The sequence below is a fragment of the Novosphingobium sediminicola genome, from assembly GCF_014196525.1.
Lineage (GTDB): Bacteria > Pseudomonadota > Alphaproteobacteria > Sphingomonadales > Sphingomonadaceae > Novosphingobium > Novosphingobium sediminicola.
The window spans coordinates 114,931-127,027 of the sequence record NZ_JACIDX010000010.1; the positions used below are offsets into that span (position 1 = coordinate 114,931).

A 12,097-nucleotide genomic window follows, 5' to 3' on the forward strand; every position below is an offset into this window, starting at 1 on the left:
CCGTGCCAAGTGGGCGCGAAAATGACCCGCGTGTTACCATTCAATTGCGACTTTAGCGGCAATGCCTCATTGTGAAGCTTGCACGCGACAAGGATTTGGCTAAGGGGTTCTTCGCGCGGGACTGTCCCGCAACGCAACATGAACCAGCCCAAGGGGGATTCGTCGCAATGGCTCAAGCCTCGCAAGCCCGCAAAGCGCGGCCGCTTTCACCGCATTTGCAGATCTGGCGCTGGGGACCAGCTATGGCTGTCTCGATTTTGCACCGTGCCACGGGCAGCGCCGCGTCGTTTGCCGGGCTTGGCCTGCTGCTTTGCTGGCTGGGCACTCTGGCTGCCGGTCCTGACGCCTATGCGCTCTTTTTGGCGCAGGCTGGCACCTGGTATGGCCGTATCGTGCTGATCGGTATCAGCTGGTCGGTCTTTAATCACGCCGTTTCGGGTGTCCGTCACTTCCTGCTCGACATTGGCGCGGGCTTTGAAGTGAAAAGCAACAATTTGTGGTCGGCGCTTTGCCCGGTCATTGGCATATTGCTGACGGCGGCCTTCTGGGCCTGCCTGCTGGCCCGTTAAGGGGATTGGAAGATGGGTAACGGAACTTCCGTAGGCCGCGTCCGCGGTCTTGGCTCGGCCCATTCGGGCTCGCATCACTGGCTGCTCCAGCGCTTCACCGCCATCGGTAATCTGGTGCTGACCAGCTGGCTGGCGGTCTCGCTGATGGCGCTGCCGAATTTCTCTTACATCACGCTGCGCGACTGGATCGTCAGCCCCGTGACCTCGACCGGTCTGGCGCTGTTTGTGATCAGCACCTTCTGGCATGCGCGCCTTGGCCTTCAGGTCGTGGTGGAAGACTATGTTCATGAGGCCGGCGCCAAGTTCGCCGCCATGACCGCGCTGAACCTGGCTGCCTTTGGCGGCGCGGCCTATGGCCTGTTCAGCATCCTCCGTCTCGCGCTGGGAGCATAAGATAATGTCCGCGCCTGCTTACAAGATCATCGATCATACCTATGACACCGTGGTTGTCGGCGCTGGTGGCTCCGGCCTGCGCGCCACCATGGGTGCTGCCGAAGCCGGTCTCAAGACCGCCTGCATCACCAAGGTGTTTCCCACCCGTTCGCACACCGTGGCGGCGCAGGGCGGCATCGCGGCTTCGCTCAAGAACAACACGCCCGATCACTGGACCTGGCACATGTACGACACCGTCAAGGGGTCGGACTGGCTGGGCGATCAGGACGCCATTGAATATATGGTGCGCGAGGCGCCTGCGGCCGTTTACGAACTGGAGCACGCTGGCGTGCCCTTCAGCCGCAACGCCGATGGTACGATCTATCAGCGCCCGTTCGGCGGCCACATGCAGAACATGGGCGAAGGCCCGCCGGTTCAGCGCACCTGCGCCGCGGCCGACCGTACCGGCCACGCCATGCTCCACGCGCTGTATCAGCAGTCGCTCAAGTATGACGCCGACTTCTTCATCGAATATTTTGCCATCGACCTCATCATGGACAATGGCAAGTGCGTTGGCGTGATCGCCATCTGCCTCGATGACGGTACGATCCATCGCTTCCGCTCGCATGCGGTGGTGCTGGCCACGGGCGGCTATGGTCGTTCGTATTTCACCGCCACCTCGGCCCATACCTGCACCGGCGACGGCGGCGGCATGGTGCTGCGCGCGGGCCTGCCCTTGCAGGATATGGAATTCGTGCAGTTCCACCCGACCGGCATTTACGGCGCGGGCGTGCTGATTACCGAAGGCGCGCGCGGCGAGGGCGGTTACCTCACCAACGCGCAGGGCGAGCGTTTCATGGAACGCTATGCTCCCTCGGCCAAGGATCTGGCATCGCGTGACGTGGTTTCGCGTTCGATGGCGCTGGAAATCCGCGAAGGCCGAGGCGTTGGCCCGCATGGCGACCATATCTATCTGCACCTCGATCACATCGATCCCAAGGTGCTGGGCGAGCGTCTGCCGGGCATCACCGAAAGCGGCAAGATCTTTGCCGGTGTCGACCTGACCCGCCAGCCTTTGCCGGTGGTGCCGACCGTTCACTACAATATGGGCGGCATTCCTTGTAACTATCACGGCGAAGTCGTGACCATCGGGCCGGACGGCAACCCTGACCATGTGGTTCCGGGCCTGTTCGCGGTGGGCGAAGCGGCCTGCGTCTCGGTCCATGGCGCGAACCGCCTTGGCTCGAACTCGCTGATCGACCTTGTGGTGTTTGGCCGCGCAACCGGCCACCGTCTGAAGGAAATCGTGAAGCCCGGTCAGGCGCACGGCGAACTGCCTGCCGACTCGGCCGATCTGGCGCTGACCCGTCTGGATCACTTCCGCCATGCCAAGGGCGGCAGCTCGACTGCGGAAATCCGCACCGAGATGCAGCGCACCATGTCGGGCCACGCCGCCGTGTTCCGTACCGACGAACTGATGGCGGAAGGCAAGACCAAGCTGGCCGCCACCTATGACAAGATGCAGGACATCGCGATCAAGGATCGCTCGCTGATCTGGAACTCGGATCTGATCGAGACGCTTGAACTCGACAACCTGATCTCGCAGGCTTCCGTCACGCTGCATGGCGCCCACGCCCGCAAGGAATCGCGCGGCGCGCACGCTCACGAAGACTTCCCCGATCGCAACGATGGCGAGTGGATGAAGCACACCGTGGGCTGGTTCGACGGCTGGGGCGGCAAGGGCGGCAACGTCAAGCTCGACTATCGCCCGGTCCACGAATACACGCTGACCGACGATGTAGAATATATCAAGCCGAAAAAGCGCGTTTACTAAGACGCCGGTTTCGGATTGAGATGCAAAAGAGCCGGGGGCGAGGAGCCTTCGGCTTTTTTGTTTTTGAAAAAGGGTTGAATGCGAGGGTTTAGACCCTCGCGCTCCCATTATTGTATGCGTTGTGCCAAAAGTGCGGCCAATGGGTGTCGGAAGCAGCGTCTGATATTGAAAGCCTGCGGCGCTAATCAGCCTGATACTTCCGCGCCGCAGGCTTTCGAAAATCATTACGTAACCTGGCAAACCTCCCACCACCCTCCAAATGGGATTGCAAAGGGACAAGTCCCTTTGCCCGCCGGAGGCACCTCTTTCTTAAAAATCACCCCGGCCTAGCCGGATAGCCACACCCCCTCTGCAACCCCACACCTTTCAAAAAGGCCCGCCGTGCAAACCCGGCATAGATCGCCTGCTGCAACGCTCGGTTTTCGGCATTGGCGCCGCTGATCTCGCGCACGATGCCGCGAAAGGGCAGGATACCGCCGACCAGATCCTGCGCCACCTTGCCGGGGATGACCTTGCGTCCGCTCCGCTGTGCGGCATCGACATCCTCGCCCAACACGGCATTGAGTTGCCCGACCTCTTTTTGCAGAGCCGCGCAGCGCTTCATGCCCGCCAGACCATAGGGCGCGGCCTGAGCGCGCAGCAGGATGCCGGGCACCGCCTTCTTGCGGATATTGAGGTCACTCAGCGGCGTGGTGGCGACATCCTCGACGCTGGGCGCGGCGCGGGTGACGGGAGGCGGACTTTTGGGCTGGACGCTCTGGGGCTGAGCGTCTTGAGCGTGCAGCACGCGCGGTGTGGCCATAATGGGGACCAGCGCTATAGCGATCAATCGGCAAAGGGTCATCGGCTTTTGTCCCGCTCATCATTCCTCTCACAAGGTGAAATGCGCGAGACGGCAAATGGTGGCGTCAGCCCTTCATCGCCGCGAAAGTATCGCATTTCGCCGGATCGCCGCTCTCCATGCCGCGCCGCAGCCATTCCATCCGCTGGGCCGAAGTGCCATGAGTAAAGGCGGCCTCGACCGGCGCGCGCCCCGCCGATTTCATCAGCGTATCATCGCCGATCTGATGCGCGGCATTCAGCCCGCTTTCCATATCGCCCTTTTCCAGCCGGTCGCGGTTGCGCGCGGCCCAGACCCCGGCATAGCAATCGGCCTGAAGTTCGAGCCGGACAGAGAGCGAGTTGGCGGCGTCAGAATTGCGCTCTTGCTGCGCCTGAACCTTGGCCGATGTGCCCAGCAGGCTCTGGATATGATGGCCATATTCATGGGCGATCACGTAATCGCGCGCAAACTGGCCGGTTGCGCCCAATTCGGTGTCCATCTGCCGATAGAAGTCGGTGTCGAGGTAAATCCCATGATCGGCGGGGCAATAGAACGGCCCCATCGCGCTTTGCGCCGCACCGCAGCCCGAGGACCCGCGCGACGAATAGAACACGAGGCGAGGGCGGGCGAAATTATGCCCGCGCCCTTCGAACAATCCCCGCCATGTCTTGTTGAGCGAGGATAGGGCGTTGCAGCTCTCCCGGCTTGCCGCATCCACGGTGCAACTGCTGGCCGCATCGCTGCCGCCGGCCACAGGGCGCTGCGCAACGGGCGCGCCGATCTGGCCACCGCCGGCAAGGCCCAGCACGCTGAGCGGATTGAAGCCGAGCATCCATGCGCCCACCATCAGGACCGCAATCGTGCCGATCCCAAGTCCGCCGCCGCCCAGTTGCAGCCCCTGACCGCCTCCGCCAAAGCCGCCCCCCAGACCACCGCCGCGTCCGCGCTGATCCTCAATGTCCACATCATTGGGGTCGAAATCGTCAAGCCGCATGAAACTGTTCCTGTCCTCGCGCCCCTAGATCGGGATTTTCCCCCAGCCTTGCAAGCGCGCGATGATGCGTGGAGGCAACTTTCGGAATTTTCCCCATTTTGGCGTCATCGCCGGTCTTGCGGGGCAGGGCGTTCTGTGTAGGCTGAGCCATGATGACACGAGGCCGAGTAGCGACAGACAGCAGGAGGCGGCGCAGCATTTTGCCGCCCGCGGTCGCGTTCCTGGCCGTTTTTTGCGCCATGCCCGCCGCCGCCCGCACCGACAGCAAGAGCGAAAAGCAGATCGAGGCGCAATTGCTCGATCATATCCGTGTGCTGGCCAGTGATGATTTCGGTGGGCGCGAACCGGGCACCGATGGCGAGGCCAAGACCTTGCGCTATATCGGGCGGCAATTGTTCGACATGGGGCTGGTTTCGGGCACGAATCAACCGGCCAACCCTTGGTATTCGCCGGTCAAACTGGTCGCGCGCGAACCGGCGGGCAGCGTGGCGCGCTTTTCGCGGCGCGGGCGTGTATTGCCCTTTGATCAGGATCAGGCGCTGTTGCTGACCTCTGGGCGGCGTTCGCTGGTTCAGGGGGCGCCGCTCTATTTCGTGGGCCGGGGCAATGTTGTGCCGCCGCGCGCGGAGCTGGCAGGACGGGTGGCGCTGTTGCTCGACGATCAGGGCGGGCTGGGGGCAAGGGAGGCGCCCTATGGCCCTGATGCTTCGCTTCGGCAGAACGCTTTGCTGGCGGGCGGGGCGGCGGCCGTGGTCACGGTGCTCGATGGTCAGCGCACGCTGAACGGCGTGGCCGAGCGGCGGCGGCGTCAGGGCTATGCTCTGGCCAGCGAGGCGCTGGGCGGCGATATGGAGGGCTTCCTCTCGCCCGAGGGGCTGGAGCAGGCGCTGGCGGGCGTGCCGGACAATTTGGCCAGCCTGCGGCGTGAGGCGGACAAGCCTGACTTTGCGCCCCATCTGCTTGACGTTTCGGCCAGTTTCGAGGCGACCACGCGCGAAACCACCATTCGCACGCATAATCTGATCGGGCGCATTCCGGGGCGTAAGCCGGGGGCCGGGGCGGTGCTGCTTCTGGCTCATTGGGACCATTTCGGCCAATGCGCTAGCCCGCCTGCCGAGCATCTGATCTGCAACGGTGCGGTGGATAATGCCAGCGGGGTTGCAGCCTTGCTGGAAGTGTCGCGGCGGTTGATGAAGGTGCCGGGCGGGATGGAGCGCGATGTCATCGTGCTGTTCACCACGGGCGAGGAAATCGGCCTGCTGGGTGCGGAGGCTTTTGCGGAAAATCCGCCGCTGCCGCTGAAAAATATCGTGGCGGCGTTCAACATCGATTCGGTGGCGATTGCGCCTGCCGGGACGCCGGTGGGGATAGTAGGGCGCGGGATGACGGTGCTGGACACCGGCATCGCCACGGTTGCGCGCGAACAGAAGCGCAAGCTGTCGATGTCGGATGAGCCCAATCGTTATATCCGCCGTCAGGATGGCTGGGCGCTGATGTCGCATGATCTGCCCGCCGTGATGGCGACCAGCGCCTATGGTGATCTGGGGCGGCTCGAAAAATATTTCGACAGCGATTATCACCGGCCCCAAGACGTGGTGAAGCCGGGCCTTGAATTGGGCGGGGCGGCCGAAGATGTGGCTTTCCATGTCGCATTGGTACAGTATTTTGCCGATACGAAACGCTTTCCGGCCACGGTGGTAACAGGAACCCGCTGAACCTTTCGCAGGCTTGAACGGGTGGTTCATTGACGGCCCATCGGGCCGGGCATATCCATGGCAAGTCGTAACCTGCGACGATGGAGGGATTGTATGAAAAAGCTGCTTTTGCCGATGGCTCTGATGGCTCTGGTTGCGCTGCCCGCCAGCGCACAAGCTGAACAGTGCCGCAACGCCAAGGGTCAGTTCGCCAAGTGCGGTACGCCCGGCGCGATGCCGTCCAAGCCCAAAGCCGGGCCTGCGATGAAGCCCGCCGCGCCCGCCATGAAACCTGCGGCGCCCGCGATGAAGCCCGCTGCCCCTGCCATGAAGCCTGCCGCCCCGGCGATGAAGCCTGCCGCGCCCGCCATGGCCCCGGCCAAGAAGGCGCCGTGCAAGGACGCCAAGGGCAAATTTATCAAATGTGCGGCCTAAACGGTTGACGCATCCCGGACGGGATTGAGGCAGCGCGTCGGGTCATTCGCCCGGCGCGCTGTTTTGCTTTGAAATTGCCGGATTTTAATGGCTGTAGTCAAAAATATATGGTGAATTGTTAACCAGTGTTGGTCATTCTTTTTAATCAGTAGTTATACGAATCATTGCCCAACGAAACGTGTCGCCGTCGATCGGGGAAAAGAGGTTGCCATGAAGTTTTATCTTGCCACCTCATTCATTTTTCCGCGCTCGCTGCGGATGCGGATTTTCTTCCTCTGCTTTGTCGCCACACATGTGCCGCTGCTGACTTATACGGTCTGGGGGCTGACCACGGGGCGGATTGCGGCTGCGGCTTTCTGGCTGTTGCTGACGGCAACGGCGGTGGGCACGGTGCTGGCGTTGCTGGGCATCGGGGCCTTGCTGGCGCCGATCGAGAAACTGGCCGATGCGCTTGACACGCAGGATGAGGAAGAGGGCGGCGAGGGGGCGGTGGATCTGTCCCGAGCGCAGGATCTCATTCAACGGCTCTATAATGGCGTTCACCGCGCGCGTCGTTCGACCGACAAAACGATCCGCGATCTGGATGTGGCGGCGAATGAGGACATGCTGACCGGCATCCTCAATCGGCGCGGTTTCATGAAGAAGGTCAATGCCTTGCCTGCATCGCAGCGCCACGGCTGCTTTGCCATTCTGGATATTGACCACTTCAAGCGGGTCAATGACGAAATGGGCCATGACGAGGGCGACCGGGTCCTGCGCGCGCTGGCGGGGCGTTTGTCGGAACAGACGCGGCGGGCCGATATTGTCGCGCGCTGGGGTGGCGAGGAATTCGTGGTCTTTTTCAACGGGGTGATTGAGACGGAGGCCTGCTGGGCGCTTGAGCGGATCGCATGGCGGATGCAGGGCGATCCGATTGGCCGGATCGATGATCGACCGATTACTTTTTCGGGCGGCGTGTGTCGCTGGGTCGAGGGCGATCTGACCGGCTCGCTGACCCATGCCGACGAGGCGCTTTACGAAGCCAAGCGCAACGGGCGCGATCAGGTCTGCACGGCGGTGGCGCTGACGCCTGCGCGATAAAATCGCCCCGCGCGGCGCGCAACAAAATCGCAATGTCATGAAAACAGCTTAAACTCCCCTCTAGCCCTTTGCGCCATGCTTGTTTACATGGGCCGCCACGAATCGATGGGCGGATTCATCAAACGCCCTTCAGCATGGGAATTCAGCGTGGCGATCATGGACATCTCTCTCGGCCTTACCTTCGACGACGTGCTGCTGCGTCCTGCCGAAAGCGACATCGTGCCCTCCATGGCCGATACGCGCACTTGGCTGACCAAGGGTATTGCGCTTAACATTCCGGTGATCTCGTCCGCGATGGACACCGTGACCGAGGCCGACATGGCCATCGTCATGGCGCAGATGGGCGGCATTGGCGTGCTGCACCGTAATCTGACCATCGAGGAACAGGTTGCCGCCGTGCGCGCGGTCAAGCGCTTTGAAAGCGGCATGGTGGTCAACCCGATCACTGTCGGCCCCGACGCTACGCTGGGCGAGGCGCGCGCGATCATGCAGGCCAACCGCATCAGCGGTATCCCCGTGGTCGAGGCCAGCGGCAAGCTGGTGGGCATTCTGACCAACCGCGACGTGCGCTTTGCCGACAATGCGGCCCAGCCGGTGCGCGAATTGATGACGCATGAAAACCTCGCCACTGTGCGCGCGGGCGTCAATCAGGAAGACGCGCGCAAGCTGCTGCACGCGCGCCGCATCGAAAAGCTGCTGGTGGTGGACGATGCCTATAAGTGCGTTGGCCTGATCACCGTCAAGGATATCGAAAAGGCCGTGACCTATCCGGCCGCGACCAAGGATGCCGCCGGGCGTCTGCGCGTGGCCGCTGCCACGACCGTGGGCGACAAGGGCTTCGAGCGCACCTCGGCGCTGATCGAGGCGGAATGCGATGTGGTGATCATCGACACCGCCCATGGTCATAACCGCGATGTCGCCCGCTCGGTTGAGCGCGTGAAGAAGCTTTATCCCCATGCGCAGGTGGTGGCCGGTAACGTCGCCACGGCCGAGGCGACCAAGGCGCTGATCGACGCGGGCGCGGATGCGGTCAAGGTCGGCATCGGGCCTGGCTCGATCTGCACCACGCGCATCGTGGCGGGCGTGGGCGTGCCCCAGCTCACCGCGATCATGGAAGCGGCCAGCGCCGCGCGCGAAGCGGGCGTGCCGGTGATCGGCGATGGCGGTCTGCGCACATCGGGCGATGCGGCCAAGGCTCTGGCCGCTGGCGCATCGACGGTGATGGTCGGCTCGCTGCTGGCAGGCACGGAAGAAGCGCCGGGCGAAACCTTCATCTATCAGGGTCGCGCCTATAAGGCCTATCGCGGCATGGGCAGCGTCGGCGCGATGGCGCGCGGCTCGGCTGACCGCTATTTCCAGCAGGACATCAAGGATCAGATGAAGCTGGTGCCTGAAGGCATCGAAGGTCAGGTACCGTATAAGGGCCCGGCCAAGGATGTGATCCACCAGCTGGTCGGCGGCGTGAAGGCGGCGATGGGCTATACCGGCTGCGCCACGATTGAGGAGCTGCGCACCAAGGCGCGCTTTGTCCAGATCACCAATGCAGGGCTCAAGGAAAGCCATGTTCACGACGTGACCATCACGCGTGAGGCGCCGAATTATCCGACGCGTTGAGTTAGGTTTGCCTCCGGCGGGCAAAGGGTCTCGACCCTTTGCAATCCCATTATGGGGATGATGGGGGCTGGATTGTGCGATGATTTCTGAAAGCCTGCGGCGCGGAGAGCTTGCTCCACAAAGCGCCGCAGGCTTTAAAATTTGAACGGGGCGTCCGACACCCAGCGGCGAACCCGTGGCGCAACAAAGACAGTAATGGGAGCGCGAGGGTTTAGACCCTCGCATTTAAACTTTCTTCAAAACCCCAAAAGGCGAAGCCCACCCGACATGACCCCCCAAGCCCGTGTTCAGGCCGCGATTGAGATCCTTGACGAGGTGATTGCGGCGGCGCGCAGGCAAGGCGCTCCGGCGGATCGGATCATCACCGAATGGTTCCGCACGCGCCGCTTTGCGGGCAGCAAGGACCGGCGGGCGGTGCGCGAACTGGTTTACGGCGCGATCCGCGCCTGCGGCCCGGTTCCGATCAGCGGGCGTGCGGCGATGCTGCGCGTGGCGCAGGGGGATGCGGGGCTGAGCGCGCTGTTCGATGGCGGGCGTCATGCGCCTGCGCCGATTGATCCGCTGGAGGAAGTGGCGCAGGGCGGGGTCGCCCCGGACTGGCTGGCGCAACGTCTGGCGGCGGGCGGGGTTGCGGGGGCGGAGGCTCTGGCTCTGCTGGACCGCGCGCCTTTGGATGTGCGCGTCAATGCGCTCAAGGCGGATCGCGCCTCGCTGGCTTTGCCGGAAAGTGGCGAGGCTCTGCTGGCCCCGCAAGGATTGCGTTTTCCCGCCAACACTCCGGTTGAGGGCTGGGACGCCTATGCGCAGGGGCAGATCGAGGTACAGGACGGCGGCTCGCAACTGGTATGCGGCGCGGTCGAGGCGCAGCCGGGCGAGACGGTGATCGACCTGTGCGCCGGGGCGGGGGGCAAGACTTTGGCTCTGGCCGCAGCGATGGGCAATCGTGGGCGGCTGATCGCTTGCGATGTGGACCGGGCGCGGCTCTCGCGTCTGGCCCCGCGCGCGGAAAGGGCCGGTGCGCTGATTGCCGAAACGATCCTGATGAACCCGAACCGTGAGGTTGAGGCTCTTGCCCCGCTGATGGGGCAGGCCGATGCGGTGCTGATCGACGCGCCTTGCAGCGGGACCGGCACTTGCCGGCGCAACCCGGAGGCGCGCTGGCGGCTGACCGAGGTGGAACTGGGGCGGATTGCGGGCATCCAGTCGCGGCTGCTCGATCTGGCGGTGGGGCTGCTCAAGCCGGGCGGGCGGATCATTTTTGTCACCTGCTCGCTGCTGGACGAAGAGGGCGCGGATCAGTTCGCCGCTTTCCTTGCGCGCCATCGCACGATGCGCCCGGAGCCCATCGACATGGCTGCTGGTGAAAAGCGGGGGCAGGGTATCCGTTTGTCCCCGGCGCGTGACGCCACCGATGGCTTCTTTGTTGCGCGCGCCCGCTTGTTGTAAGCGCAAGGCTTTGGTAGCAAGATTGTCATGTTCGAAGCCTCCCCTGATATTCGGCGGTTTCGCCCCGTTTCGGCCAAGGAAATAGTCATGCGTTTTGCCCCCGTCTCGGCTGCCCTCTCGCTGGCTCTGGCGGTGGCGGCCAGCAGCAGCCATTCGGCCCCGGTCGAGGTGCTGGACCCGCGCGCGGCGGTGCTGGAGGAAGCCGGGCGCGTGGCGCTGAACGCGGGCGAGGTGGACCGGGCAACCGATGCCTATGAGGCCGCGTTGGCGATTCAGCCCGGTTCGAGCCGGATCACCATTTCGCTGGCGCAGGCCGCGCGGATGCAGGGAATGCAGGGCAAGGCGCTGCATTATTACCGCACCGTTTTGAGCCGCGATCCGCAGAATATCGACGCCATGGGCGGCGAGGGCGAGACGCTGGCCGAAAAGGGCGCGGTGGAAAAGGCGCGCGAGAATCTGGCCAAGATCGAAAGCATGGGCGGCAAGGGCAGCGAGGCGGCGAACCGTCTGGCCGCCGCCATCGCCAAGGGCGCGCTGCCCAGCGCCAAAGTGGCCAGCACGGCGGATGTTGCCGCCAAGCCGACCCCTCAGACCAATTAAATAAGCGCGCGGAATTCTTCCAGCACGGCGCGATAGACGCGCTTTTTGAACGGCACGATCAATTCGGGCAGGTGATCGGCCTCGGCCCATTTCCATGCGTTGAATTCGGCCGGATTATGCGCGTTCAGGTCGATGTCATCGTCATGGCCGTTAAAGCGCATCAGGAACCAGTGCTGACGCTGGCCGCGATATTTGCCCTTCCACAGCTTGCCGATCAGATGATCGGGCAGATCGTAGAGCAATTCCTCGCGCGTTTGGGCCAGAATTGTCGCATGAGCCTCGCCCACGCCGGTTTCTTCGGCCAATTCGCGAAAGGCGGCGGCGCGCAATTCCTCGCCGGGGTCGATTCCGCCCTGGGGCATCTGCCAGAAATCGCCTTCGCCATCGACTTCGCTTTCGCGCTGGTCGATTCGGCGGCCGACGAAAACCCGGCCATGGGCATTCACCAGCATCACGCCAACGCAGGGACGATAGGGCAGGGAAGCAAGATCGGTCATGGGGTTAGGCAGGCTTTCATTGTTGCAGGGCGGCAGGATAGACGCCTTGGCCGCGCCTTCAAAGGGGAAAAGGTGAGGGCGCGGGGCAATAGAATCGCGATTGCCGCTTGACTAGAGCCCGCAACAGGTTTTGGGCAAT

13 protein-coding genes are annotated in these 12,097 nt (G+C 63.3%); 9 read left to right on the forward strand and 4 right to left on the reverse strand.

Annotated elements, in window-relative coordinates; genetic code table 11:
* The first annotated feature begins 167 nt into the window (after window positions 1–167).
* From sdhC to sdhA, 3 genes are read left to right on the forward strand one after another with little or no spacing between them, the layout of a single operon-like run.
* Window positions 168–569 (forward strand): succinate dehydrogenase, cytochrome b556 subunit, encoded by a 402-nt coding sequence (gene sdhC / locus GGR38_RS13945; protein WP_183626685.1) that lies wholly within the window; start codon window positions 168–170, stop codon window positions 567–569.
* A 12-nt stretch (window positions 570–581) separates the two neighbouring features.
* Entirely contained in the window at window positions 582–962 is a 381-nt protein-coding gene (gene sdhD, locus GGR38_RS13950) for a succinate dehydrogenase, hydrophobic membrane anchor protein (protein WP_172341359.1), read from the forward strand.
* A 4-nt stretch (window positions 963–966) separates the two neighbouring features.
* The gene (gene sdhA / locus GGR38_RS13955) at window positions 967–2,775 is read left to right on the forward strand and encodes a succinate dehydrogenase flavoprotein subunit (RefSeq protein ID WP_183626533.1); all 1,809 of its coding nucleotides are present in this window, start codon (window positions 967–969) and stop codon (window positions 2,773–2,775) included.
* A 316-nt stretch (window positions 2,776–3,091) separates the two neighbouring features.
* Here sdhA and GGR38_RS13960 read toward each other — a convergent pair whose 3' ends face one another.
* The 3 genes from GGR38_RS13960 to GGR38_RS13970 all read right to left on the reverse strand — a co-directional run bounded on the left by GGR38_RS13960 (window position 3,092) and on the right by GGR38_RS13970 (window position 4,833).
* Window positions 3,092–3,577, reverse strand: a complete 486-nt coding sequence (locus GGR38_RS13960; protein ID WP_183626535.1) for a hypothetical protein — start codon at window positions 3,575–3,577, stop codon at window positions 3,092–3,094.
* A 106-nt stretch (window positions 3,578–3,683) separates the two neighbouring features.
* On the reverse strand, window positions 3,684–4,592 hold the full coding sequence (gene ypfJ / locus GGR38_RS13965) for a KPN_02809 family neutral zinc metallopeptidase (protein WP_183626537.1): 909 nt from the start codon (window positions 4,590–4,592) through the stop codon (window positions 3,684–3,686).
* The gene (locus GGR38_RS13970; protein WP_183626700.1) at window positions 4,582–4,833 is read right to left on the reverse strand and encodes a hypothetical protein; all 252 of its coding nucleotides are present in this window, start codon (window positions 4,831–4,833) and stop codon (window positions 4,582–4,584) included. Before GGR38_RS13970 ends, ypfJ begins: the two co-directional genes overlap by 11 nt.
* On the opposite strand from GGR38_RS13970, the gene GGR38_RS13975 reads away from it, so the two are divergent.
* The 6 genes from GGR38_RS13975 to GGR38_RS14000 all read left to right on the forward strand — a co-directional run bounded on the left by GGR38_RS13975 (window position 4,832) and on the right by GGR38_RS14000 (window position 11,461).
* Window positions 4,832–6,307 (forward strand): M28 family metallopeptidase, encoded by a 1,476-nt coding sequence (locus GGR38_RS13975; RefSeq protein WP_246404678.1) that lies wholly within the window; start codon window positions 4,832–4,834, stop codon window positions 6,305–6,307. The two genes, GGR38_RS13970 and GGR38_RS13975, sit on opposite strands and share 2 nt — an antisense overlap.
* 93 nt (window positions 6,308–6,400) lie before the next feature.
* Entirely contained in the window at window positions 6,401–6,721 is a 321-nt protein-coding gene (locus GGR38_RS13980; RefSeq protein ID WP_183626539.1) for a hypothetical protein, read from the forward strand.
* A 210-nt stretch (window positions 6,722–6,931) separates the two neighbouring features.
* On the forward strand, window positions 6,932–7,801 hold the full coding sequence (locus tag GGR38_RS13985; protein ID WP_183626541.1) for a GGDEF domain-containing protein: 870 nt from the start codon (window positions 6,932–6,934) through the stop codon (window positions 7,799–7,801).
* 156 nt (window positions 7,802–7,957) lie between these two features.
* The gene (gene guaB / locus GGR38_RS13990) at window positions 7,958–9,415 is read left to right on the forward strand and encodes an IMP dehydrogenase (protein WP_183626543.1); all 1,458 of its coding nucleotides are present in this window, start codon (window positions 7,958–7,960) and stop codon (window positions 9,413–9,415) included.
* A gap of 267 nt (window positions 9,416–9,682) precedes the next feature.
* A complete protein-coding gene (locus tag GGR38_RS13995) occupies window positions 9,683–10,861 on the forward strand; it encodes an RsmB/NOP family class I SAM-dependent RNA methyltransferase (RefSeq protein WP_183626544.1) in 1,179 nt (392 codons plus the stop codon).
* Between the two features lie 87 nt (window positions 10,862–10,948).
* Window positions 10,949–11,461: a tetratricopeptide repeat protein gene (locus GGR38_RS14000; RefSeq protein WP_183626546.1), complete on the forward strand. Its 513-nt coding sequence runs from the start codon at window positions 10,949–10,951 to the stop codon at window positions 11,459–11,461.
* On the opposite strand, the gene GGR38_RS14005 is transcribed toward GGR38_RS14000, so the two are convergent.
* Window positions 11,458–11,958 (reverse strand): RNA pyrophosphohydrolase, encoded by a 501-nt coding sequence (locus tag GGR38_RS14005; protein WP_183626548.1) that lies wholly within the window; start codon window positions 11,956–11,958, stop codon window positions 11,458–11,460. The two genes, GGR38_RS14000 and GGR38_RS14005, sit on opposite strands and share 4 nt — an antisense overlap.
* Window positions 11,959–12,097 lie beyond the last annotated feature (139 nt).